Below are 24,981 nucleotides of genomic sequence, written 5' to 3' on the forward strand. Positions count from 1 at the left end.
CCATTGTAGCCAGAACACACTGCGCCGAACATGCCGCAGATTGGTGCAGTTGCGGCGCGGCTAGCGCTTCTTCTTTTTCCTCGCAGGTTTCTGCTTGGCGGCCTTCTGGCGGGCGGGTTTGTGCACTGCTTTATTGGTCTTTGTCTTTTTCGCGGCCGGCTGCGAGTGAACGGGCTGTTTGCCCTTTTCCTTCTCCCCTGGCTTCTTGGCGGCGGGCGGTGCGGCCTTTGCGGGAGCCGGCTTCGCCGGTACCGGCTCGCCCTTCTTGCGCTTCTTCGTCGGAGGCGGTGGAGGGGGTGGCGGAGGGGGCGCGTACGGCTTCAGGAAGCGCACGATCTCTCCGTGCGAACGCAAGCGGCCGTCCAGCAGGAGATGGAAGGCTTCCTCAGTCAGTTGTGCGTACTGCGGAAGCGCAGGCGTGATATGCATTTCCGCCATTTCCGGGAACGGCAGCCGTTGCTTGAGCTGGCGCCACTTGCCGAAGAAGTTGCGGATTTTCTGCCGCACCGACTGCGCCCGCGCCGTGACCTCGAGGAACAGGATGGTCTCCGGAGGTGCTTCGCTCAGCAACTTCCAGGTCTTCGAGGGAGTGGCGGCTTCCTTGCCGCTCAGTCGCGCCGCCAGCTCTTTCGCATCCTCCTCCAGGTGGTTCCACTTCTCCACCAGAGTGCGCCGTGGAATCAGCTTCTGCATGGCGCTGATCTCGCGGCTTTCCAAACGTCGAGTGAGGAAGTAGATGGTGGCGGCCGAAGCATCCGGGGCGTAGCCGTGCTGCGCCATCAGCTCGCGCGTCTTTTGCATCTGCGCCAGCGAGTCGGCGTCCGCCTTGCCCACCGTCCAGTGCGGACTCAACACCTTGAGCCAGCCCTCTTTTTCCAGAGCCCGCAGGATGACCAGAGGGTTCTCCTCGTAGGCAAGCTGTTCGATCTCCTGGCCGATGGCGCGCGGCAGGATGTTCTCGATGTACTGGTTCTCCTTGGCGGCGTCGTAGCGGGCCTGCGTGCGCTCCTCCAGGGTCCAGTGGAAGCGAGCGGCAAAACGCGTGGCGCGGATCAACCGCGAAGGCTCTTCCAGAAAAGAGTAGTTGTGCAAAATGCGCAGCAGTTTGGCTTCGATGTCGGCCACGCCGTTGGCGGGATCGAGCAGCAGGCCCCGCGAGCCTTCGTTCAGCGACAGCGCAATGGCGTTCACGGTGAAGTCGCGGCGGCGCAGGTCCTCAACGATGGTGGCCGCGGCGACCTCCGGAGGCTTGCCGGGCTTCTCGTATTTTTCCGAGCGCGCCATGGCGATCTCGGCGCGCACATTGCCCGGCAGCAACACCAGCAGTGAGCGCAACTCCTCATCGGCGCGTTCAATGACTGCTCCCGCTTTCTCCAGGTCGCGCTGCAGGCGCAGCGCGTTCCCCTGTACCGTGAAGTCGAGGTCGCGAATCGTGAAGCCGCTGATCAGGTCGCGGACCGCGCCGCCGGTGAGATACACGTTCATCTCATGCGCGCGCGCCGCCTGCTGCACCAGGCCCGCCGCGCGCTGCTGATCCGGCGTAAGCCGTGTTTCCATGGTGTAGATGTAATCGGCCATCGGGCTTGAGCCTGGTCTCCCGAAACAGCAAAAAGGGCCGCCCCAAAGGCGGGGCCGGGCCCCTCAAAATCGACTGTAAGTGCTTTCGCGCAAAAGACTTAGCTGTGTTCCGCCGGAAAGCGCAAGCACCTCAGCATAGCACAAGGTTAACCGTTTGGCTACTCAGGGCTCACGAAGCGAACAACTCGGCCGGGCGAAGGTGCGACAATGGGCAGGGGCTGCCGCAGACGAGACCCTTCCTGTGGCGTGCCATTCGAGCCATGCCGTCCACCCACAAGAAAGTCGTGGTCTGCAAGCTGGATCGCGATTCCGTTCAGGGTTACGTGAATCCCACGGCTTTCGTCTCCGGAGGCAGGCTGGAGATGCTGAACACCGCCGGACAGGTGGTGACGCTCGACCTGGCCGACGTCAAGGGCGTGTACTTCGTGCGCGAGTTCGCCGACCCCGGTTCGGTGGCCGCGCGCAAGACCTTTGCCACCCGCCCACGCGCCGAAGGCCTGTGGGTGCGCATGCGCTTCCGCGATAACGAGGTTATGGAGGGCCTCATGCCTAATGACCTCATGCAGGTCAGCGCCGAAGGCTACCTGGTGACGCCGCCGGACACGCGCTCCAACACACAGCGCATCTTCGTACCCCGTACGGCGCTGCTGGAAATGTCGGTGCTGGCCGTTATCGGCGGCCGCGCCGCAGCTCGCCGTCGGACAGCCGCGGCCGATGCGCGCCAGGTGCCGATGTTCTCCGAATAAGACACCGCATTGCGTTAACCGCCCATACCTTGCCGTCTGCCCTGGAAGCCTGCATCTCGTGCCGGACGGTACAATCACGACGGAATGACTGCGCCAGCCGGGCGCGCGGACAAGTGCCATGAAACTTTCTGAGATTGCCAGCAGATTAGGAATACCGCTGACGGATTCCGGAGCGGCCCAGATCGAGATCACCGGCCTCGCCGGCATTGAGGAAGCCGGGCACGGTCAACTCACCTTCGTGGCCAACCCGAAGTACGCCGCTGCTGCCCGAACCACCCGGGCCTCTGCGGTCATTGTGGCGGAGGACTTCCCCACCCTCGACAAGCCGACCTTGCGGACCAAGAATCCGTATCTCGCCTTCGCGCGCGCCCTTGAGCTTTTCTATCAGCCGCCGCGCTACGCTCCCGGCGTGCATCCCACGGCCGTGGTGCATCCTTCCGCGCGCATCGGCAAGAACGCCTCCGTCGGTCCCTACGTCGTCATTGACCAGGATGTGGAGATCGGCGACGACGCCGTCCTGCTCGCGCACGTGGTCATCTATCAGGGTGCGCGCATCGGCCACAATTTCTTCGCCCATGCACACGCGGTTGTGCGCGAGCACTGCCGCCTGGGAGACAACGTGATTCTGCAGAATGGCGCGGTCATAGGCGGGGACGGGTTTGGCTTTGCCAAGGACGACGCCGGACTCTGGCAGAAGATCGTCCAATCAGGTCCGGCCGTCCTGGAAGGTGACGTGGAGGTGCAGGCGAATGCTTGCGTCGACCGTGCCAGCGTCGGCGAGACCCGTGTCAGGCGCGGCGCAAAAATCGACAACCTGGTGCAGGTGGGCCACGGCTCCCGCGTCGGTGAGGACACGCTGCTCTGCGCACAGGTCGGCCTCGCCGGCTCCACGGACGTAGGCAAGAACGTCATCCTCGCCGGACAAGTGGGTGTTGCCGGACACTGCCGCATCGGCGACGGCGTGGTGGCGACCGCCCAAAGCGGCATCCCCAACGACGTGGAAGACGGCAAGACCATCAGCGGTTATCCGGCCATCGAAAACAAGCAGTGGCTGCGTTCGGTCGCGGTATTCAACCGTCTGCCCGAACTGGCGAAGACCGTGCGCGAACTGGAGCAGAAGCTGGCCGCGAAGGGCTGAGCGCCCTTACTTCAGCGCCGCTCCGGCGGCAACGGCTCGGCTATCTTCTCCCGGACCGCTTCCATCAGGGCTTCGCGGCTCGGGAAGTCCTTCGGGTCGACGGGGTCATGGAAGATCAGAGTTGCTGTGCCTTTCCGAATTACCAGGCTTCCCTTCGCCATGATCTCGAACGTTCCCAGGATGGTCATGGGCACAATGGGCACGCCCGTATCCATAGCCAGATAGAACGGTCCCTTCTTCAGGGGTAGCAGCTTCCCGTCCCTGGAGCGTGTGCCCTCGGGAAAAATCGTCATATGGATGCCTTGGCGCAGGACGTCGGCCGCCGCCTCCAGGCTGGCGATTGCGGCTTCGCGATTGGAGCGGTCCACCGGCACAAGTGAGCCCAGGCGCATTGCTCGCGACAGCAGCGGGATGCGGAATAGCTCCTTCTTGACCAGCACCGACGTCCTCCCCGGGATCAGCGGCACCACGATGGGCGGATCCACGTTGGATACGTGATTGCACATGAAGATGTAGGCGCGGTTCTGGTCCAGCCGCTCCCGGCCCAAGATCTCAACCCGGATTCCCGCCAGCCTTATCCCCAGGAAAGCGGCGCGTGTGCCCATCCAGTAGAGAAGATCGATCTTGCCGGTAAGGAGCGTCCACGGGAAGCCGATCAGGGCAATGAGCGGAGCAACCAGGGTGTAGAAGCCGAAGGCTACCAGGCTGCGCAGCATGGCGAGCCTAGGGCGCGGTCGCGGCTTCGTCCGGCTGGCTGGCCAGCCAGGCGGCGCGCCGCCGGCGCTGTTGTGGCGTGGCCGAGGGCAGCGCGACGAGGGCGAACGATTCCTCGTCGCGACCGCCCAGCTTGATCTTCAGCTCGCGCGAGCCCTTGCGTCCGGTCACCCGCAAGCGGAGCGTCTCGCCGACTTTCATCCCCGCCAGCCGGTCTTCGAACTCGCCGCTGAATGGCTTGCCGTTGACGGTCAGGATGGTGTCGCCCGGACTCAAGCCCGCACGCTCGGCTTCGCTCCCCGCTTCGACGGAAACCACGACCGACGGCTGGTCGAAGTTGCGCACCGTCAGGAATCCCGGGTCCACCACCGTGGTCTTGCTGCGCTCCAGCTTCAGGCCCACGGTATCGAACAGTTCGTTGTAGGGCAATTCCTGGGCCGCCGCCACGTAATCGCGGAAGAACTCCGAAAAGTCCGCGCCGGTCACCGCCTCGGCTGCCTGCTGCACGCCCGCCGAGTCCGGATAGGATCGGGCCTGGTTGGCATAGTTCCGATTCATCCACTGCAACACGTCGCGCAGCGATTTCTTCCCGCCCGAGCGCTCGCGCACCGCCAAATCGAGCAGCACACCCAGGATGCGCCCCTTATTGTAGTAATTGACGCTGCGTTCCGGCGTGCGATACTGCGGATACTTGTCAAACCAGGTGTCGAGACTGGCCTCCTCCACCGACTGCACCAGGTGCGCAGGCCTTAGCTCCAGGGTGCGGATCTCCTTGGTCAGCTCGTTGAGGTACTGGGCTTCGCTCATCAGGCCGGCACGGAGCAGAATGAGGTCCGCCACGGTCGTCGTGACCCCTTCGGCGAACCACAGCGACACCGTGTAGTTCTCCCGCGTGTAATCAATCGGCTCGAGCGACTGCGGCCGCAGCCGCTTCACGTTCCACAGGTGGAAGAACTCGTGGGCGGTCGCGGCCGTGAACTCCAGCGGGTTCTCACGCAGGTACTCGGCGCTTACGTCGATGGCCGTGGAGTACGCGTGCTCCATGCCGCCCCCGCCGTGTCCGCGTGGAAAGTGATAGAGAAACAGATACTCAGTGAACGGCCGATCGTCCATCCACCACACCCCGGCGGTGACGATCTGTCGCACCCAGCGTTTGATCTGATCGACGTCGTAGTCCGCCGGATCGGCGTCAATCACGATGCGATAGCTGGCGCCACCCTCTTCGAACGACGTCTCGCGGAAGCTGCCGATCTCGACCGGGCCATCCACCAAACGGTCATAGTTGCGGCCGGTGTAGACGCCGGGGCGCAGCATGGGTAGCGCCGTGGCGATGCGCCATCCTGCGGGTATGTCGACGAAGGTCACGGTCATGGGCGCGTCGCGCGAGTCCACCGGATACATCAGCACCATGGCCAGGTTCAGGAACACGTGCGTGCCGTTGGCGTGGCTGCCGAAAGGACCCGGGAGCTCGGCCAGGATCTCGTACTCGATATCGGCGCCGCTCTCCGCCCGGCTCACGCGCCAGGTTGTCTTGTCGACCTTGCGCACCGGCAGCGGCTGCCCGGCGGCATTCTTCGCCGTCACCCGCCGTACGTACTGGGCGAAGTCGCGCACCTGGTAGAGCGCATTCCACACCGGCAGTTGCAAGTCGCGCTCCGCCGAGGTGCCGGCCACGTGGACGCGCACTTGCAGAAGATGTTCGCGCGCCCGCGCCAGCGAGACCGTGTAGTCGACGGGCGGCGCAGCGACAGCCGTCGCCACCGCGACCCACACCCAAAGGATGAGAGAGACGACGCGTCGCATCAGGCGCTGGAGGGAACTTCCGAAAGGGTCTTGAACCGCTGGGGCAGCTTCTCGTAGATGCCGCCGAAACCGCCGTTGGAAAGAATGGCCACCACGTCACCCGGACGCAGCTCCGGCGCCACTGCGGTCACGATGGCGTCGGCGTCAGCCAGATTTCGCGCACCGGTTCCGTGACGCCCGAGCTCCGCCACCACCCGCGTGAGGTCCAGCCGCTCTTCTTCGGGAATGGCCTCGGGACGGAACACGTCTGCAATCACTACCTGGTCGGCCAGCCCCAGGCTCTCCACCAGGCGCTCGGCGAACACGTTGCGGCGCAGCGTGTTGGAGCGCGGCTCGAACAGCGCCCAAAGACGTCTTCCCGGATAGCGTGTCCGCAGGGCGCGCAGTGTGCCGGCAATGGCGGTGGGGTGATGAGCGAAATCCTCCACGAAGGTCACACCGTTCACTTCCCCGCACACTTCCAGGCGTCGCTTGACGCCCTTGAAGTCATGCAGGGCGCCGGCGATGGTCGCTGCCGGAATACCGTATCCTGCCGCCACCGCAGCGGCAGCCGTCGCGTTCAACACGTTGTACTCGCCCGCCAGCGGAAGCTCGAACTGCGCCCAGGGCGAGCCTCCACGGAGCACCGACCAGCGTGTGCCCGCGGATTCATAGCGCACCTCGGTCGCCCGCCAGTGCGATCCTTCGCCAAACCCGTAGCGCTCCACCGTGCACAGCGCCCGTCCCACGCATTCCTCTACGTTCGCGTCGCCCTCGAAGGCAACGATCCTTCCCCGCCGCGGCACCAGGTTCACCAGCCGCCGGAAGGCGGTCTTCACCGCTTCCAGGTCGGCATAGATGTCGGCGTGGTCGAACTCCACCGAGGTCAGCACCGCAACATCGGGAAAGTAGTGCAGGAATTTCGGGCCCTTGTCGAAGAACGCCGTGTCGTACTCGTCTCCCTCCAGGATGAAATGCTTCCCGGGCTTGAACGCAAAGCTGGAACCGAAGTTCTCCGCCACGCCGCCTATCAGGAACGACGGGTTCTGGCCGGCTGTGTGGAAGATCCAGGCCAGCATGGCGGTGGTCGTGGTCTTTCCGTGCGTGCCGGCCACCACCACCGACTCCCGGCCCCGCAGAAAATACTCGTACAGGATTTGCGGCATGGAGCGCATCGGGATGCGCTGGTCCAGCACGTATTCCAGTTCCGGATTGCCGCGGGAGATGGCATTGCCCACCACCACCAGGTCCGGCCGCGGCTTCAGATTGCTCTCCGCGTACGGCTGCTGGACGGGAATGGAGAGCGCGGCCAGCATGTCGGACATCGGCGGATACACGGCGGCATCGGAGCCCGTCACCCGCACGCCGCGCTGCTTCAGCAGACCGGCCAGCGAAGCCATGGCTGTGCCACAGATCCCGATCAGATGGATGTGCTGCTGCTCGGTCATGGTTTGGCGGCCGGCGCCGCCACCGGAGCCGGGGTCGTGGCCGCCTCCAGAACGGTGAGCCGGACTTCCTGCTTCACCTCCAGCCGGGCACGCACCCCGAAAGGCAGGGTGATGTTGCTGTGCGTCACGTGGCCGGAGCGCAGCCCGAACGCCACCGGAATCCCCAGATCGCCCACCACGCGCTTCACCACCTCGGTCAGACTGTAGGCTTGTTCGGGATGCTGCAGGCAATCCATCATCTCGCCGAACACGATGCCTCTTACGCCCGCCAGTTTGCCGGCATGTTTCAATTGCATGAGCATGCGGTCGATCTGGAAAGGCTTCACCGCCACGTCCTCCAGGAACAGAATGGTGTCCGTGGTGCGGATCTCATACGGCGTGCGCAGCGAAGCCACCAGAATCGAGAGGCAGCCGCCGTACAGCACACCCTCCGCCGTGCCTTCCACCAGGGGCGCTACCCCCGAGCCCGGCACGGCGGCCAGTTCCCAGTTGTTCTTGGCTCCCATCGCCGCCTTCCACGAAGCCAGATGCACGCCGTCGGAAGTGGCGAAGTCCTTGGTCACCATGGGTCCGTGGAAGGTCACCAGGTTGGCGCGGTCGGCGATCCGCGTCAGCAACGCGGTGATGTCGCTGTAGCCCACCAGGATCTTGGGATGGGCCGCGATCTTGTCGTAGTCGAGCGCGTCCAGAAGGTAGTTCGAGCCGTAGCCTCCGCGCGCGCACAGCACCGCCCGCACCTCGTCGCGCACGAACATCTCCTCCAGTTCGCGCGCGCGCCGCTCCACCGAGCCCGCAAAATACAGGTCCTGATCGAAGATGGAATCCAGGTAGAAGGGCTTGTAGCCCATGCGCCACAGCGACACGCAGCCCGCGTCCAGGTAATTGCGCTGGATGGGGCTGGCGGGCGCCACGATACCGACGGTATCCCCGGGCTGCAGGGCGGGCGGCTTCAAGCGGGGTTTCGGCGGCGCCATGAGGGAATCAGTCGGGTCTCATCTTATACGAAAAACTCGCCGCGACAGAGCAGTTGCGCCGATCCAACCAGCACCACGTTTCCTTCCCAGCGAACCGTCTGCTCGCCTCCCGGTGCGCTCACACGCACTGGGGAACGCGCCCGCCCCGTGGATATCGCCGCCACCGCCGCGGCACACGAGCCCGTGCCCGACGAGCGTGTCTCACCCACCCCTCGCTCAAAGAATCGGACCTCGATTTCCGCTTTGTTTACAGAACGAACCAGCTCAACGTTGATTCCATACTTGAAGTCATGATGGCGGCCGATCTCCGCCGCCTCCGCCTGCCATCCCGGCGCGAATTGTTCCACGAACACCACGAAGTGCGGGTTGCCCATGGAAACGGGAATGCCGCTCACGGTGCGGAATGCCAGCTGGATTTGAAACTCGTCCCCTACCTGAGGTTCGCCCATGTCGGTTTCGAACTCGAACGTCGGGCCCGAGCGCCGCACCACACGACACGTCTTCAGTCCTGCTCCGGTGCGTACCACCACGCGTTCGAGGCCACGCTCCTCGGCCAGAAGTGCCGCCACACAGCGCGTGCCGTTGCCTGAGATCTCCGCTTCTGAACCATCCGCATTGAACAGGCGCGCGCGGATGTCGGCATCCTCGGCGGGCAGCAGCCATTCCACCCCGTCCGCGCCCACGCCCTGGTGGCGGTCGCAGATGCGGCGGCTGAACTCCGCCAGGTCTGCGGGAATATGGACGCCGTCGATGAGCAGGAAGTCGTTGCCGCAGGCACTCGCCTTAACGAATGGAATGCCGGAGAACGCGCGCTTCGTGGCCATCAGAAAAAGTGTTGGGATTCTACACTGCGCTCAGGGGCGGCGCCGTGTCCGGAAGATCACCGCCCGCGGCTGCCCGGGAGTTTCCACCGTGGCCACCGCCTCCACGTCCCCGGCATGTTTCGCGGCTGATTCCTCCACCGCATCCCCTTCGACGGCGACCAGAAAGTCCGCCCAAGCTGCGGGATCGTTCAGGGCCACCCTCCAGTCCGGGTAGTTGCCTTCGTGAATCACCCGGCGCAGCGGGATGCTCGCCCGCTGCAGTGCTCCGCCATGACTGCCCACATGCATCATCAGGACAGCATCTCCGTTCAGTCGTTCCAGTTCCGCCGCCAGCTTGCGCTCGAATGCAATGCGCGCATGCGAGTTGGCGCGCGCTTCGCGCAGGCAGATGGGAACCGCACGCCAGGCGGAAATCGAACTCATCCCCACCAGCAGAGCTGCGGCCAGCACAGCCAACCAGCGGCGTCGCGGTCGCCGTTCCAGCACGAAGCTGGTCGCCACAGCCAGAAAAACAGCCACCGCCGGCAGCAACTGCAGCCCGTAGCGCACGTTGTAAAACGAGAACGGCCACCACACCGGCAGGAAGATGGGCACGCTCGCGTAGGCGACCGAGAGCACGTAGAACGGCAGTGGCAACCATAACAGCAGGGCCGACCGCCCACGTCCGCGAAACAGGGCCGCCAAGAACCCCAACACTGCTACCGCCAGCATGGCATCACCCCAGCGGTCGTCGCCCAGATTCAGCTTCGCCGCCTTGAGGAAATATGCGGCCGCCACGCCCGGCGCATGATATCCGGGATGCGGCGGAGAGCCTTCGGGCGTTGTGCGCTCGGCAATGGCCCGTGCCGAGTACGGTCCGGTCAAGAAGTCCAGCGGATTGCCAAACACGCCCCAGTTGTAGGCCATCCATAGCAGAGGTGCCGCCGCAGTGATCAGCACAAAGTTGCGCAGGCTGCGGCGCAATTCCGGATCGGGTGAGCCGGCGTACATGCGCCGTCGGGATGCATAGGACCAGAGCGCGACGGGAACGAAGAAGGCGGAAGCGAACCACGCATCGTAGCGGGTCAGCATGGCAGCCGCCAGCAACAGGCCGCACCGCTCGAGCGAGCGGCGCGCCTGGGAGCGGGGACGAGGATGGTCGTTTCGAGCCGTCGCCGCGAACTCCGCCACATGCACGGTCGCCCAGACGAACAACGCCAGGTACAACGGTTCGGTCATGGCCGTGGCCTGCATGTAAAGCAAATTGGGATTGGCTGCGAAGACCAGCGCGCCCACCCAGGTCGCGGCGCGCGAACCGAATCCGCGCGCCAGGCGGAACACGCCCAGCGTCCCGGCGACATAGGACGCCATGGAGACCAGCGCTCCCGCGAATCCTGTGCGCCACGCCCAGTCGGACATGACGCCCGGCAGCATGAGCAGGTGCGGCAGCGGCAGCCACACCGACCCCAACTGAAACGGCCCGGGCGTGCGCGAATCCACCACTCGCCGCGCGATGTTCAGATGCGCCACCGCATCGCCGTACAGCAGCAACGCATCCTGCCGCCAGTAGAACAGGAACGCCGCCACCGAGCCGAGACCCGCCAGCAGCGCCAGGAATAGGGGATCGTGCGGATTGTTCCGGGTGGGGAGTTCCATGCGAACGAATCGCCGTGCAGATTATCAGGACTCGGCGTTCGTCGCTGGAAACCGGGAACTGGCTTCACTCCAGGTGTGACAGTTCACGGAACACCTGAAAGCGCGCCTGAATCTCCTCGCGCTCGAGGTTGCGCAGCCGCTCCGTCCCGAAGCGCTCCACGGCGAACGATCCCATCACTCCACCGTAGAACATGGCGCGTTTCAGCACTTCGCGGTTGATCTCGCCCTGCGCTGCAAGGTATCCCAGGAAGCCGCCGGCAAAGGAGTCGCCCGCGCCGGTCGGGTCCACGACTTCTTCCATGGGCAGCGCCGGCGCGCGGAACGGATGCCGCCCGATCCCGAACGCTCCCTCGCGGAAGAAGATAGTCGCGCCGTATTCGCCGTGTTTGATCACCAGAGCCTTGGGGCCGCGCGCCAGGATGCGGTGGGCCGCCCGGGGCAGGCTGCGTTCCCCGGCCAGCATGCGCGCCTCGCCGTCGTTGATCATCAGCACATCGATGCCGCGCAGCGTCTCGCCCAGCTCCGCCGGCTTGCCCTGGATCCAGAAGTTCATGGTGTCGCCGCCTACCAGCCGCGCGTTCTTCAGGCTCCGCCGCACGTTCCCCTGCAGCACCGGATCGATGTTGCCCAGGAACAGGAACTCGGAATCGAGGAACCCCTGCGGGACCTGCGGCTGGAAATCGGCGAAGACGTTCAGTTCCGTGGCGTGGGTGATGGCTTCGTTCAGGTTCTCCCCGTACTCGCCCGACCAGTGGAACGTGCGCCCTGGCGCGCGCTGGATGCCTTCGGTCCGCACTCCGCGCCGCCGCAGCACTTCCTCGTGCGCGCCGGTGAAGTCCTCGCCCACCACGCCCACCACCCGCACCTCGGTGAAGTAGCTGGCGGCCAGGGAGAAATACACCGCGGAGCCGCCCAGTTCCCGCTCCACGCGTCCTGCGGGCGTGCGAATGGTATCGAAGGCGATGGACCCCACGGCCAGGATCGCCATGCCTACTTCCTCGCCTTGCCTAAATATTTGTCCAGCAGGAAACTCAGCCTCTTGCGCGTGGCAGGCGGGATCTTGGCGGGTTCGGTCAGCAGCGCGTGCTTCAGCGCAGAGCCGCAGCCACAGGTGCGCTCCTTGGGCAGCGCCCGCACCGTCTCGCGCACTACTCTCTGCGCGTTCTCTGCATTTTTCAGCAGGCAGGAAATAATCTGGTCCACGGTGACCGAGTCATGCGTCGGATGCCAGCAGTCGTAGTCGGTCACCATGGCGATGGTGGCATAGCACATCTCCGCTTCCCGGGCCAGTTTGGCCTCGGGCGCGTTGGTCATGCCGATCACGTCCATCCCCCATGAGCGATGCAGGTTGGACTCCGCTTTGGTGGAGAACTGCGGCCCCTCCATGTTGATGTACGTGCCGCCCAATTTCCCCGTGACTCCCGCCTTGCGGCACGCCGCCTCGATCACCCGCGCCGTTTCCATGCACACCGGGTCGCCGAAGGCCACGTGTCCCACACAGCCTTCTCCGAAAAACGTCGACAGGCGGCGGTGCGTGCGGTCCACGAACTGGTCGGGCAGGACGAAGTCCAGCGGCTTGTGTTCTTCCTTGAGCGAGCCCACGGCGGAAATGGAAAGCACGCGCTCCACGCCCAGCGCCTTGAAGCCGTAGATGTTGGCGCGATAGTTGATCTCCGAAGGCAGGATGCGATGGCCGCGACCGTGCCGCGCCAGGAACGCGACTTTTCGCCCTTCGAGCGTCCCCAGCACATACGCGTCCGACGGTTTGCCGAAGGGCGTCTTGAGTTGCTTCTCCTTGACGTTCTTCAGACCCGGGAATGCGTACAGCCCGCTTCCTCCGATGATGCCTATCTCCACCTGTGCCACAGTGCTCTCCTCTGCGCGCCGGACTTCGGGCCAAGCCGCCGATTATACAGAAGGGGAATTAGTGCCGGACGCTGCTGCCAGCAGGCTTTCGCGTGGCTGGCGGTATGGTCGGTAAGAGCGCTGCCAAAAGGGCGCGGCGCAGGCGTGCTGCGGTCCGCTCGTCGAAGCCCTCCATCACCACGACCAGGTCGCCATGTTTCTCGATCCACACCGGGCCTTCTTCCGTCAGCCATTCGGTCGGGCGGCTCGCCTCTTCCACTGCGCCTTTTTTCTTCACACCGGAAAGCACGGGAGCGGCGCGCTGGTATCGTTCCTCCACTCCCGCTCCATAGAATCCGGCGAAGCGGTCAGCCGCCGCGGCACTCGCCCAGCGCGACACGTACACCATGGCCACGGCCGGGGTGGTCGGCACGCACGTCACCGCCTTCAGAATGACTCCTGACTTCGACGCGGGCGGTTGGCACGGACCGTCCTTCTTGCGCGCTGCGTAATACAGTCCTGCGCGCCACTGGCGCGCCAGCGCTTCCGCTTCGTCCGCCTCCTGGCCGTATTCGCGGAGCAGCAGGGCCACGTCGATGGCGCCCACCGAACCAGAATCGTACGGCTCGTACGTCGGCGCGATCAACTCCCGCAGCTTCGGGACCCTGAGCGGCGCGAACGTCTCGCCCTTCAGATAGCTCTGCGGATTCATCACCTGGTAGCTGTTCTTGGGCGGATCGCGCAGCACGCCGGCGAACGCCCGCTCGCGTCCAGCTCGCGTGTCCACCTCCTGCGTGAAGCGCAGGCCCCAGGTGTACGGGAACGCCAGCGACTCCCGCAAGAACATGGGCGCCTGCTCCAGCACCGCGGTGGGCGCGTTGCTGTTCAACAGCCCGGCGATCTCCGGCGCGGAAAACGGATCGCCCTGGTTGTTGTTGGCCGCCATCCACTTGCGCGCCGCATCCATCGCGTATTCGATCAGCGACACCATGCCCTGCCCTTCCACCACCGCCGAGCGCGCCACGCTCTCCTCGTCTGCTTCCGCATCGAGGTCGTCGGGATTCACCAGCCCCGGTTTCGGCGGCCGCGATCCCTGCACCCATTTCTCCAGCGGCACCATCTGGTCCTGCAGCGCGTGCGTCAGTTCGTGCGCCAGCACCGGTTTTTGCACGGCCGGTTCCACCCAGTCCAGCAGGTATACAGTCTGCGTCTTCATGTCGTAGAAACCCGCTACCTGCTCCTCGAGCAGGTCCAGCAGGAATCCCCCCAGATCGAACTCGCGCGGCAGCAGCCCGAACTTCTTCAGCACCACCTCGGAGCGCAGCAGGCGCTCCGCGTCCTGGTCCTCCGCCATCCGCCCGCGGATGTGCTCCCGCACCTGCTCCCGGCTGGCCAGCGCCCGCTTCACCGGATGGCGAACCGGCAAGCCCGTCTGCTCACTCACCAGCGCCATCACTTCGTCGACCGACTTGAGAAGCTGCTCGGCCTGCTCCGGCGAGAGGCGCGCATCTTTCGAGGGAGCCGCAGCCGGAGCCGCCGCCGACACCGGCGCATTCGTGGAAGCCGGAGGCGCCGCGGTCTGCGCTACTGCCGGTGACGCCAGCAGCACTACCAGCAGCCACGTCGCCGCGACCACACCCCACGCGAACCTTTTGCGTTTCACGATCCGCACTCTCCCCGACGGAAACCCTCCCGTCTTCTCGATTAGAGCACGAAGTCTTACGGAAGGATGGACAAGGTGGACTCGTTTTTGTCATTCCGAGTGCGGCAAGGAATCCCTACCCGAGAGCACCTGCCTGGGACAGGAATGCCTCGCCTCGTCGACATGACGAATCGGGTCAGGGATATTGGTGATGCGGCTTCGTAGAGACGCAGCTTGCTGCGTCTCCGGTGGAAGAGCGGGCTTCAGCCCGGTGCCCAGGCTACTTCTCAGCCGATAGATGCAGTTCGGGGAAGAACGCTTCACGCAACCGCCCGGCAGTGTTTTCGTCGAAGCCCTCCAGAACCAACACGCTCTTCTCCGCCACTTCGATCGATACTGGTCCCTCTTCGGTGTCCCAGCGGTTCATTCCCGCACCCGTCGCTCGCTTGTAGCGCTTGCGGACCGCAGTCGAATACGCTGCCGCGAATCGTTCCGCGTCTTCCTCGCGCTCCCAGCGCGACAGGTACGCCAGGCCCAGCGACTCAGGCGCCGCTTCTCCGCTGCCGCTCGGCGCCGCCGTGTAGTAGAACCCGCCCCGCCACCGCTTCCACATCTTTCCCGCCAGGCGGTCGCCCGCGAACTGTTTCAGGAAGGCGTGCACCTCGAGCGCGCCCATGGCGCCCACGTCGAAGTCCTGCCAGGCCGGCCCCAACGCGCGGTCGATGTCCGGCACGCGTAGCGGCTCGAAGCGCTCGCCCGCGAGATACCGCCGCGGCTCCATGATCTCGAACGTGCTGCGCGGTGGTTCAGCCAGCGCCCGCGCAAAGGCCAGTTCGCCTCCTCCGTGGAATTGCAGCTCGGCGAGGAAGCGCAACCCGTACTCAGACGGAAACGACAGCAGTTCGCGTACGTACAGCGGCGCCTGCCGCAGGGCCGCACGCCGCGGCCGGTCGTGGAAAATAGCGGTGAACTCCGGCGAGTACTCAACGGCGCGTCTGCTGGCCGCCGAGGCCGCATTCCACACCTGCGCTGAAGCCACTGCGTATTCCGCCGCCACCCGCATCGCCTGCGCTTCGATCAGCGCCGCGCGCGCCGCGGCCTGCTCCTGCGCTTCGACTTCGGCTTGTGCGTCGTCCCCCTCCCGCGCTCGCAGCCACTCTTCCAGTCCCACTGCCTGGTCTTGCAGCGCGTGAGTCAGCTCGTGCGCCAGCACCGGACGCTGCGCTGCCGGCCGCACCCAGTCCAGCAGAAAGACCGTCCGCCGGCGGGCATCGTAGAAGCCCGCCAGATCTTCGCCCGCCGCTTCCACCAGGAACCGTTCCAGATCGAAGTCGCGCGGCAGCAACCCCAGCCTTTTCAAAACCACCTGCTTCCGTCGGAAGCGCTGTCCGTTCTCTTCCAGGCGCAGCTTCAGGTGGCGTTGTGCCTCGGCCCGATCCGCCAGTTCTCGTCCGACACGGTGCTCGATGGGCAGGCGCGTGCGCTGGCTCACCAGGCCCAGCACCTCATCGACGGAACGGAAGAGTTCCTCGGACTGGCGCAGCGGGATGCGGCTCGCCTCCGGCGTCGACGGTCCCAGCGTCTCCGTCTCCGCCGGTGCGACCAACGACTGCTGTGCCCCCGCGCCCGTGGCTACAACCAGCTCCAGGGCCAGCACGATCCCCACGACACACGCGGCTCTGCCTGCCGCCATGTCTTCCCCCTCGACCTCGGAAGGGCCTGCGCGCGTGTCCCTTCAGAACACACTCGCTCAGGCTGCGGCAAATTTCGGTAAGATACAGTGGAAGTGGGCGCCTCCCACCCCCATTGAGCCGGGGCTTATAGCACAGGTTCGCTTATGTCGGAAGCGGATTCTCGCCGGCAAGCCGCGGAATTTTTCCAGCAGGCTTACGAAAAGCAGGCCGCGGGCGAGTTCGACGAAGCCATCGAGCTGTACACCCGCTCCATTGAAGCTTTCCCCACCGCTGAGGCCTACACCTTCCGCGGCTGGACCTACTCCTTCAAAGGCGAGGTGGACCGCGCCATAGAAGATTGTCTGGAAGCCATCAAAGTGGACCCCGAGTTCGGCAACCCCTACAACGACATCGGCGCCTACCTGATCGAGAAGGGCCGGCTGGAGGAAGCCATCCCCTGGTTTGAGAAGGCCATCGTCGCGCCCCGCTACCAGGCCCGTTGCTATCCCCACTTCAACCTGGGACGCGTCTACGAGCGCCGCCGCAACTGGAAGAAAGCCGCTGAGTGCTACCACCGCGCCTGGGAGGAAAACCACCAGTACGCCGCCGCCTTGAGCGCCTTCCGGCGATTGCAAGCCATGTGGAACTAGTGAGGATGCGAGTTGCTGGGCGCCAAGGAGCCTTCGCCGGCAGTCGGGTAGATTTCCAGCCAACCGTCCCTTAGCAGTGCCAAGCGGGAGCCATCAGGCGAAAGCGCAACTCGAGCCCGTTGCTTTGGAAACGGCTTGAGAACTAGGTCCCACGCCTTACGTGCATGAGCAAGGTCGTATACGAGAAGCCTTTGCCGGGAAGCGCGCGCCATCCCCAGCTCCTGAAGAAACCCAGTCTTCATCTTGGTAAGTACAAGGGCGAGGTAGTTTCCGTTGCGGGAGACAGCAGCGTCCAGTTCGTTCTCAAAATGCTCGTATTTGTCCAGAGGCTCTCGATGCCGAATCGTGCCATCCACGTCCATGATCAGGAACTCAAAGCATCCGAACCAAACCAAGGGCTGGTTTACAACGAGAACTGAATCGCTTGCAAAGAATGGCTTCGGTTCGCACCACTGTTCTTGGGGTACGTAGATTGTCTGCGGCTCCTGCCGAAAGCGGTGAATCTGTAGGAACCATTGGTCGTGCCCCTCTTCATGCAAAACTGCAACAGCAGAATCGGAGACGGTGGAATAGATGGTGCAGGGAGCAACCCACGTCGCAACTTCTTTCAAGCTTATGGCTTGTAGAACAGTGCTCTCGCAGGAACGCGAACTGAGGCCGCGGTCAGAGACAAGCAGGGTTCTTCCACTGGGTGAGACCGCTACTGCAGCTTCTCCGATATCTCGTCTTCGAAGTGGCTCCAGGCCGCTGGAATACAGCGTCAACTCGTCGCCCGAATCTATGAGGAACTTGTCGTCAGGCCCCTGCATGAGCTTGAAGCTGGAGCTCACCTGCCAGTCCAATTTTCGAATTAGTTTTCCATCCTCGGCTCGCAATAGCGCCAGTGTTGCTGGTCTTTGTCCAATCCTGCGCACAAATTCCGAAAACGCCACGACGATTGTGTCTGAATCGAGAAAGGCAACGTATCCTGTCTCATTCCAGATTAGGTCTGGAGGACGGTTGGCCGGATCAAGGTAACCGAATTGCTTCAGATCGATTCTGCTTATTGGCCTTGGCGCCGTTTGCTGGGCGCCGAGCTGTACGACTGCAACCACAGTCAGAAGGAGGACGACTGTCATCCGCCACCCGCCTAGGACAAACTTTGAATCGTCCGCCACGTTAGCTACTCGCGTGCATCGAACTCGCGATCCACTCCCCACATTCTCGTGTACCAAGGCTCCCGCCCACGTCTTCGGTCGTTTTCTTCTGTCTCACCGCCTCGAGCACCGCGGCTTCGATGGCATCGGCCTCGCGCGCCATCCCCAAATGTCGCAGCATCATGGCCGCGGTCAGGATCGCCCCCATCGGATTGGCCACGTTTTTCCCCGCCAACGGCGGTGCCGAGCCGTGCACCGGCTCGAACATGGACGTCCTCCCCGGATGGATGTTTCCGCTCGCGGCCATCCCCAGCCCGCCGGCCAGAGCCGCGCCCAGGTCGGTCAGGATGTCGCCGAACATGTTGTTGGTCACGATCACATCCAGTTGCTCGGGATTCTTCACCATCACCATGGCCAGCGCGTCGGCCAGCATGTGCTGCGCCTCGATGTCGGCGTATTCCTTCGCCACTTCCTTGAAGGTCCGTTGCCACAGCCCGTGCGCGAAAGTCAGTACGTTCGACTTATCCGCCATCAGCACGCGCTTGCGCCCGTGGGCCCGCGCGTATTCGAAGGCATAGCGGATCACCCGCTCCACGCCCTTGCGCGTGTTCACGTCTTCGTTGATGGCGACCTCATCCGGCGTCCCCTGCTTGAACACCCCGCCCATGTCCACGTACAGGCCCTCGGTGTTCTCACGGATCACGACGAAATCGATATCCGCCGGCTTGCGGTCCCTCAGCGGAGAGAGCGATTCGTCTAACAACTTCACCGGACGCACATTGGCGTAGAGGTCCAGCCGGAAGCGCATGCCCAGCAGGATTTCCCGGGCGTGCACGTTCGAAGGCACCCGTGGATCGCCGAACGCGCCCACGAAGATGGCGTCGAAATCGCGCGCCAGCATCTCGTAGCCGCCCGGCGGGACGGTGGTGCCGTCCTTCAGGTAGCGTTCCGCACCCCAGTCGAGCTCGGTGAACTCCATCGCTGCGCCCGCGGCGCGCATGACCTTCAGCGCCTCGGCCACCACTTCCCTGCCGATCCCGTCACCGGCCAGCACCGCGATCTTCTTGTTTGCAGCCACGGCGCTGAAGATACCAGCTTCACCGTCCTTCGTCACACGTCAATTGGAGAAGCCGTCATCCTGAAGTTGGAGGACTCCCGCGCGCCCTCGCCCGCACGGGAAACCTCCGCGAACGATCGGGGGGGTCGGTCGGTTCGCCTTGCAACTTTCGCTTGACATCTCGCATCAGTTTGTTATAGACTGTCAACGATGGTTATCGGATTGTGATAACTGCTTTGTTTTCAAAGACCGGGGACCTAACCCGTTTGTCCTCAAAGATCTGGCCGGACCTCGGTCCGTAACTCGCTGATTTTCAAAGACCAGGGTATAGGGGGGCCTACCCCCTCTTCCCCGCTCCTTGGCTATAATCAAGAGTTGGCCATGCCGCGCACGCCCTACCTGTACGACAAATTGGCTGCCGCCGGCGCTCGTTTCGGTGAGTACCGTGGTTACGAAACCGCAGCCTCATTCGGCTCGCCGGCCGCGGAGTACGCCGCCTTGCGCACGAGCTGCGGCCTTTTCGACCTTGCCTGGCGCGCCGGCTTCACGGTGCGCGGCGAAGACCGCATTCGCTGGCTCAACGGCATGGTCACCAACAACGTCCGCGACCTCGCCCCGAACCATGGCGTCTACAGTTTCCTGCTCAACCCACAGGGCCACATCCTGGGCGACATGCTGGTGTTTCACCGCGGCGACCATCTGCTCATTGAGACCGATGCCGAGCAGGCCCCCAAACTGCGCGAACTGCTCGACAAGTACATCATCATGGACGACGTCGAACTCGGCGACGCCGAGCCCGTCTGCCGTCTCGGCCTGGAGGGCCCTAAGGCGGGAGAAATCCTGCGCCGCGTCGGCGTGAACCCCGAGGGTCTTCAGTCGCTCGAAATGCGGAACACAGAAGAAAGCCCCTTCCGTTGCACGCTGGTTCGGTCCGCCCCCCCCTCGGGTTACGAAATCTGGCTGGCCCCGGAGAACGCGGCCGCGGCCTTCGATGCGCTGATTTGTGCCGGTGCCGCTCCGGTCGGATTCGAGGCGCTGGAGATCTGGCGCGTTGCGCAGGGCATCCCGCGCTACGGCCTCGATATCCGTGAGCGCGACCTGCCCCAGGAAACCGAGCAGCATCAGGCGCTGAATTTCGCTAAGGGCTGCTACGTCGGCCAGGAGATTGTGGAGCGCATCCGCTCCCGCGGCCAGGTGCACCGCAAGTTCACCGGCTTCGTCATCAGCGGCCCTGCGCCCGCACCCGGAACCAAGGTCTCCGCCGCGGGTAAGGAGATCGGCGAAATCACTAGCGTCGCCCGCATACCGGCGTCGAACGGCAGTTCACGCACGTTGGCTCTCGGCTATATCCGCCGCGAGGCGGCCAAGTCGGGCGCGACGCTGCAGGTGGACGGCGCCGAGGCAACAATAAGCGATCTGCCGTTCCAGGAGGCCCCATAGCTCGAATTGGTGATTTTTGTAATTTGGTAATTTCGCTTCGGACGTGAGCAAATTACCCGATTACCAAATTTCCCAATTACTCAATTCACCTATGTCCGAAAAAAGGAAACAACCCGAGTTTGTGGTCACCGACCGGCGCAAGTTCACCACCGACGGCGAGCGCCGCGAGCCGGATGCTGCGCCGGAAGCCGCTCCTGTAGTGCCGGCTCCTCCGCCGGAGGAATCCAAGCCTGCCGCCCCGCGCAGCGCCGCCGCGCCGCCTGCGTCCGCTCCGGAGACGCCGCCCCCGCCCACCGCCGCCGAGCAGGCCTCCAGCCGCGATGCCTACCAGGCCTCCGGCCGCCGGCTTGATCCCTACATGGACTTGCGCGGCCGTCGCCCCGAAGACTTCCAGATGACCTTCGAGAAGCTCGTGGCGTCGCTCTACATGACCGCGCTCATGCAGCTCGGCCTGATGCATGAGGAAGGACGCCGTCCCGTCGCCGATCTGGTCGGCGCCCGCCAGACCATCGACACGCTCGGCGTGCTCGAGGAGAAGACACGCGGGAATCTCAGCCCCGAGGAAAAGAACCTGCTCGAGCATTCGCTCTACGAGCTCCGCATGGCCTTCGTCGAGGTCACCCGCCATTTCACGCAGGCGCCGCCCGGAGGCGAAGCCGCCTCGTGAAGGCAGTGCTCACGGTGCTGGGCAGCGGCACGTCCATGGGCGTGCCCACCATCGGGTGCCGCTGCCGCGTATGCACCTCGTCCGACCCGCGCGACCGCCGCACGCGTCCTTCGGTGCTGGTGGAATTCAACCAGCATGTCGTCCTCATCGATACCACGCCCGACTTCCGCGAGCAGGCCATCCGCGAAGGCATCGACCGCATCGACGCCGTGCTCTACACCCACGGCCATGCCGACCATATCCTCGGCCTTGACGACCTGCGCCCGCTCAGTTTTCGCAGTGCCGGACGTATTCCGCTCTACGCCCATCCCTCGACCGCCGAGCGCTTGCAATCCGTCTTCCGCTACATCTTCGACGACGACTACAAGTACGGCAGCCTGGCTCAGGTGGAGCTGCAGTCCATCGGCAGCGAAGTGGAATTGTTCGGCGCACGCTTCGAGCCGGTCACGGTGTTGCACGGCGATGCCGAGATCTACGGCTACCGCTTCGGCTCCGCCGCCTATCTCACCGACTTCAGCGAGATCCCGGAAGAGTCCCTGGAGAAGCTTGCGGGGCTGGACATCCTTTTCCTCGACGCCCTGCGCCACAAGCCGCACCCCACGCATTCGACGGTGGAGAACTCGCTGCGCCTGGTGGAACGGCTCCAGCCGCGCCGCGCCTTCTTCACCCACATCTCCCACGATCTGCCGCACGAAGAAACCAACCGTACCCTGCCGCCACAGGCCCGGTTGGCACATGACGGCCTCAAGCTGGAATTTGAAATCTGGTGAAAGGAGAATCGATTCGACGGTCCATCCGTGTTCATTCGTGCTAATCCGTGGCTGATTCCTTGATGAAGATCTTCCACACCCTCGACGACGTTCCCTCCGGCTTCGGCCCGACGGTGGTCTCGGTGGGGAATTTCGATGGCGTCCATCGCGCGCACCAGGAGGTGCTCCGCTGTGTCGTCGAGCGCGCCCGTGCGCGCGCGGCGCGCTCGCTGGCCGTTACGTTCGAGCCGCACCCGGTGCGCATCCTGCGCCCGGATATGGCCCCGAAACTGCTTACACCCACCAGCGTGAAGCTGCGCCTGCTGGCCCAGGCCGGCCTCGACGCGACGCTGGTGCTTCCCTTCACCCGCGACCTCTCGCTCACGCCGCCGCAGGACTTCGCCGAGCACATCCTGGCCCACCGCCTGCGCGCCGTCGAAGTGCACGAAGGCGCCAATTTCCATTTCGGCCATCGCGCCCAGGGCAACGTCGAACGCCTGGCCGAGTTCGGGCGCAAGTTCGGCTTCGAGGTGGTCGTCTATCCCGAAATGCGGGTGCGCGGCGAGCCCGTCTCCAGCAGCCGTATCCGTGAGCTGATTGGCGGCGGCGAGGTGTCCCGCGCCCGTCGGCTTCTGGGCCGCATCTTCAGCATCACCTCCACCGCCGGACGCGGCCGCGGCTACGGCCACAAGTTCACCGTGCCCACCATCAACCTCAGCCGCTACGACGAGCTGGTTCCGGGCGACGGCGTCTACATCACCCGCACGCGCGTGGGCGAAGTCACCTTCGATTCCGTCTCCAACGTGGGCACGCGGCCCACCTTCGGCGGCGACTCCTTCGCCGTCGAAAGCCACCTGCTGCATTTCGAGGAGATGGAGGTCTCCGCCGAAACCGAGGTCGAGGTCTCGTTCCTCTTCCGTCTGCGCCCGGAGATCAAGTTCCCTTCGGTCGAAGCGCTGCGCGAGCAGATCGGGCGCGACATCCGCCGTTCGCAGCGTTACTTCGCCCTGCTGGAGCGCCACGCCCCCACCGCCCCCTGAACGTGTCCAAGGCCCCTGCTACAATCTCGCCGTCCATGACCCCGCCCGCTCCGGGTTTTCGCGAGATCACGACGGCTCAGCTTCACACCCTGGTTGCTGCCGGCTTGGGCTGGATGCTCGACGCCTTCGACGTCATGCTCTACTCGCTGGTGCTGGCTTCGGTCATGGTCGACCTGGGCATGACCAAGGCCCAGTCCGGCTTCCTCAACACGCTGACGCTGGTGGCCTCGGGCATTGGGGGCGTTCTGTTCGGCTTCATCGCCGACCGCATCGGGCGCAAGAAAGCCCTGATGCTCAGCATCCTGACTTATTCCTTGTGCTCGCTGGGCTCCGGTTTCTCGACATCGGTGGCGATGCTCGCCGCCTTTCGCTTCGTCCTCGGCCTGGGCATGGGCGGAGAATGGAACACCGGCGCCACGCTCGTCGCGGAAACCTGGCCTGCCCACCTGCGCGCCAAGGCCATCGCCATCGTGCAAAGTTCCTGGGCCATCGGCTTTGCCCTGGCCGCTCTCGTCGTCTGGATCGTCACCCAGTTCTACGACTGGCGCACCGTGTTCTTTGTGGGCGTTTTGCCGGCGCTGGTCATCCTGTGGATCCGCCGCGATGTCCCCGAGTCCGAGATGTGGGGGCAACGCCACGCGCACGCTTCGTCGGCTGCTGAACCTCCGCCTCCGGCTCCCCTGGCGGAGATCTTCTCCCGACCGTTCGTCGGCAAGACCTTCGCGCTCCTGTTCCTGAATTTTTTCGGGATGTTCGCGTGGTGGGGACTGCTCACCTGGGTGCCCGCTTACCTCGCGCTGCCCGTGGCGCAGGGCGGGCGCGGCTTCAGCGAATCGGAGAAAACTCTGCTGCTGGTGATCCTGAACCTCACCGGCCTGCTGCCCGGTAATGCCAGCTTCGGATGGGTCGCGGATCTGCTCGGCCGCCGCCGCGCGTTCATGCTGTACACCTTTCTCGCCGCGGTGCTGGTGCCGCTCTACGCGATGGCCGAGAGCTTCTGGACGCTTCTGCTGCTAGGCACACCGGTGGCTTTCTTCGGCACTGGATTCTTTTCCGGCTCCGGCATCATCGGCAGCGAGATCTTCCCTACCCGCGTGCGGGCACGCGCCCTGGGATTCACCTACAACGGCGCCCGCACGCTCAGTTCAGTTTCGCCGTTCGTCATCGGCTGGGCGGCCGAGACGCGCGGTCTGGGCGGCGCGTTCATGCTCTGTGCTGCTTCCTTCCTGTTGGCTTCGCTGGTGGCGACGCGCTTGCCTGAGACCCGAGGCAAGGAACTGGACTAGCGGTCAGGGCGCATGTTCGGCCGGGACCCGCGCGGCCCGCTCGGGCTTCTGCACCAGGATGGTCGCAGCCAGCACGATGAGCATGCCGACGCCCTGCAGCCATCCGAATGATTCGCCCAGGAACACCATGGCCAGCAGGATGGCAAACACCGGCTCCAGACAACTGGTGACCACCGCGCGCGTCGCATCCAGGTGATGCAGTCCAGAAAAGTACAGCGAATACGGGATCAGCATGGAGACGAGCGCGAACACACCCAGAAACGCCCATTGCGCGCCGGTGTAGCCGGCCGCGACCACCTTCCACGGTGGATTCACCACCAGCCAGAATAAGGAGCAGCCGAGCAGGGTGTACGTGACAACCTTCCAGCGTTCCTGGCGTTCGAGCAGGAAGCGTCCTCCCACGTTATAGAGCGCGAAGGAAAACGCCGCGCCCAGCGCGGCGGCCACGCCCAGCAGGTCGGCACGGAACTCGGAACGACCGAACAAGCCGATAGCCAGCGCGCTGCCGGCTACGGCCATGGCAACTCCGCCGATGCGCGCCGGCGTGGGCCGGTCGATACGCCGCGCCAGCACGTAGAGCAGCACCCAGACCGGAGCCGTGTATTGCAGGATGATGGCCGTGGCCACTGTGGTGCGCTCGATGGCGTAGTAATAGAAAAAGTTCGAGCCGGCGACGCCGGTCGCGCCCAGGAGCATGCACCGCAAGGCATCTCGACGAGCCATGGCGAATGCGGCGCGCCCGCCGAGCGCGAACAGCACCAGCGCCAGCACCACCACCGAGAGCGTGGTGCGTGCCTGCGAGAGGATCAGCGGGTCCAGCTTCCCGATCCCTTCTCCGCCCAGCAGGCGTCCGGTGAACACCGCCTTGCCGAGAGTCGCGGAGAGCCCCCAACAGAACGTCGCCGCCGCGACGTAGAGGTATCCGCGGAAAGGATGGATTCTTGGGGAAGTGGTCAA

Annotated in this window: 22 protein-coding genes; 8 read left to right on the top strand and 14 right to left on the bottom strand. The window is 64.5% G+C overall.

The window, feature by feature from the left end:
- Positions 1-60: 60 nt before the first annotated feature.
- Positions 61-1,578, bottom strand: a complete 1,518-nt coding sequence (locus tag VNK82_10815; protein ID HXE91444.1) for a hypothetical protein — start codon at positions 1,576-1,578, stop codon at positions 61-63.
- 260 nt (positions 1,579-1,838) lie between these two features.
- Here VNK82_10815 and VNK82_10820 point away from each other — a divergent pair, with 260 nt between their 5' ends.
- Positions 1,839-2,324, top strand: coding sequence for a hypothetical protein (locus tag VNK82_10820; protein ID HXE91445.1), 486 nt, complete (start codon positions 1,839-1,841; stop codon positions 2,322-2,324).
- A gap of 118 nt (positions 2,325-2,442) precedes the next feature.
- Positions 2,443-3,462, top strand: a complete 1,020-nt coding sequence (gene lpxD / locus VNK82_10825; protein HXE91446.1) for a UDP-3-O-(3-hydroxymyristoyl)glucosamine N-acyltransferase — start codon at positions 2,443-2,445, stop codon at positions 3,460-3,462.
- Between the two features lie 11 nt (positions 3,463-3,473).
- Here the strand turns inward: lpxD and VNK82_10830 are convergent, their stop codons facing one another.
- The 10 genes from VNK82_10830 to VNK82_10875 form a co-directional block, all read right to left on the bottom strand.
- Entirely contained in the window at positions 3,474-4,178 is a 705-nt protein-coding gene (locus tag VNK82_10830; GenBank protein ID HXE91447.1) for a lysophospholipid acyltransferase family protein, read from the bottom strand.
- A 7-nt stretch (positions 4,179-4,185) separates the two neighbouring features.
- Positions 4,186-5,979 (bottom strand): PDZ domain-containing protein, encoded by a 1,794-nt coding sequence (locus VNK82_10835; protein ID HXE91448.1) that lies wholly within the window; start codon positions 5,977-5,979, stop codon positions 4,186-4,188.
- On the bottom strand, positions 5,979-7,406 hold the full coding sequence (gene mpl, locus VNK82_10840; protein HXE91449.1) for a UDP-N-acetylmuramate:L-alanyl-gamma-D-glutamyl-meso-diaminopimelate ligase: 1,428 nt from the start codon (positions 7,404-7,406) through the stop codon (positions 5,979-5,981). The genes VNK82_10835 and mpl overlap by 1 nt, the downstream gene beginning before the upstream one ends.
- On the bottom strand, positions 7,403-8,380 hold the full coding sequence (locus VNK82_10845; protein HXE91450.1) for an LD-carboxypeptidase: 978 nt from the start codon (positions 8,378-8,380) through the stop codon (positions 7,403-7,405). The genes mpl and VNK82_10845 overlap by 4 nt, the downstream gene beginning before the upstream one ends.
- Positions 8,381-8,403: 23 nt before the next feature.
- Entirely contained in the window at positions 8,404-9,204 is an 801-nt protein-coding gene (gene dapF, locus VNK82_10850) for a diaminopimelate epimerase (GenBank protein HXE91451.1), read from the bottom strand.
- Positions 9,205-9,234: 30 nt separating this feature from the next.
- A complete protein-coding gene (locus VNK82_10855) occupies positions 9,235-10,839 on the bottom strand; it encodes a hypothetical protein (protein ID HXE91452.1) in 1,605 nt (534 codons plus the stop codon).
- Between the two features lie 64 nt (positions 10,840-10,903).
- The gene (locus tag VNK82_10860) at positions 10,904-11,827 is read right to left on the bottom strand and encodes a PfkB family carbohydrate kinase (GenBank protein ID HXE91453.1); all 924 of its coding nucleotides are present in this window, start codon (positions 11,825-11,827) and stop codon (positions 10,904-10,906) included.
- 2 nt (positions 11,828-11,829) lie between these two features.
- Complete coding sequence (gene mtnP / locus VNK82_10865; GenBank protein ID HXE91454.1) at positions 11,830-12,705, bottom strand: S-methyl-5'-thioadenosine phosphorylase; 876 nt, start codon at positions 12,703-12,705, stop codon at positions 11,830-11,832.
- A 58-nt stretch (positions 12,706-12,763) separates the two neighbouring features.
- Entirely contained in the window at positions 12,764-14,347 is a 1,584-nt protein-coding gene (locus VNK82_10870) for a hypothetical protein (GenBank protein ID HXE91455.1), read from the bottom strand.
- Positions 14,348-14,606: 259 nt separating this feature from the next.
- Positions 14,607-16,019 carry an ImmA/IrrE family metallo-endopeptidase gene (locus VNK82_10875; GenBank protein ID HXE91456.1) on the bottom strand — a complete coding sequence of 471 codons (1,413 nt, stop codon included), beginning with the start codon at positions 16,017-16,019 and terminating at the stop codon, positions 14,607-14,609.
- A 144-nt stretch (positions 16,020-16,163) separates the two neighbouring features.
- Between VNK82_10875 and VNK82_10880 the strand changes: the two genes are divergently transcribed.
- A complete protein-coding gene (locus VNK82_10880; GenBank protein ID HXE91457.1) occupies positions 16,164-16,649 on the top strand; it encodes a tetratricopeptide repeat protein in 486 nt (161 codons plus the stop codon).
- On the opposite strand, the gene VNK82_10885 is transcribed toward VNK82_10880, so the two are convergent.
- Complete coding sequence (locus VNK82_10885) at positions 16,646-17,767, bottom strand: hypothetical protein (protein HXE91458.1); 1,122 nt, start codon at positions 17,765-17,767, stop codon at positions 16,646-16,648. The genes VNK82_10880 and VNK82_10885 overlap by 4 nt on opposite strands.
- A 40-nt stretch (positions 17,768-17,807) precedes the next feature.
- Positions 17,808-18,899: a 3-isopropylmalate dehydrogenase gene (locus tag VNK82_10890; protein ID HXE91459.1), complete on the bottom strand. Its 1,092-nt coding sequence runs from the start codon at positions 18,897-18,899 to the stop codon at positions 17,808-17,810.
- A gap of 324 nt (positions 18,900-19,223) precedes the next feature.
- Here VNK82_10890 and VNK82_10895 point away from each other — a divergent pair, with 324 nt between their 5' ends.
- The 5 genes from VNK82_10895 (at position 19,224) to VNK82_10915 (ending at position 24,024) form a co-directional block, all read left to right on the top strand.
- On the top strand, positions 19,224-20,282 hold the full coding sequence (locus VNK82_10895; GenBank protein HXE91460.1) for a glycine cleavage T C-terminal barrel domain-containing protein: 1,059 nt from the start codon (positions 19,224-19,226) through the stop codon (positions 20,280-20,282).
- A 91-nt stretch (positions 20,283-20,373) separates the two neighbouring features.
- A complete protein-coding gene (locus VNK82_10900) occupies positions 20,374-20,949 on the top strand; it encodes a DUF1844 domain-containing protein (protein HXE91461.1) in 576 nt (191 codons plus the stop codon).
- On the top strand, positions 20,946-21,719 hold the full coding sequence (locus VNK82_10905; protein HXE91462.1) for an MBL fold metallo-hydrolase: 774 nt from the start codon (positions 20,946-20,948) through the stop codon (positions 21,717-21,719). Before VNK82_10900 ends, VNK82_10905 begins: the two co-directional genes overlap by 4 nt.
- Positions 21,720-21,781: 62 nt before the next feature.
- Positions 21,782-22,738 carry a bifunctional riboflavin kinase/FAD synthetase gene (locus tag VNK82_10910; protein ID HXE91463.1) on the top strand — a complete coding sequence of 319 codons (957 nt, stop codon included), beginning with the start codon at positions 21,782-21,784 and terminating at the stop codon, positions 22,736-22,738.
- A 35-nt stretch (positions 22,739-22,773) separates the two neighbouring features.
- Positions 22,774-24,024 (top strand): MFS transporter, encoded by a 1,251-nt coding sequence (locus tag VNK82_10915; protein HXE91464.1) that lies wholly within the window; start codon positions 22,774-22,776, stop codon positions 24,022-24,024.
- Positions 24,025-24,027: 3 nt separating this feature from the next.
- On the opposite strand, the gene VNK82_10920 is transcribed toward VNK82_10915, so the two are convergent.
- Complete coding sequence (locus VNK82_10920; GenBank protein HXE91465.1) at positions 24,028-24,981, bottom strand: DMT family transporter; 954 nt, start codon at positions 24,979-24,981, stop codon at positions 24,028-24,030.

The sequence above is a fragment of the Terriglobales bacterium genome (assembly GCA_035573675.1).
Taxonomy (GTDB): domain Bacteria; phylum Acidobacteriota; class Terriglobia; order Terriglobales; family Acidobacteriaceae; genus DATMAB01.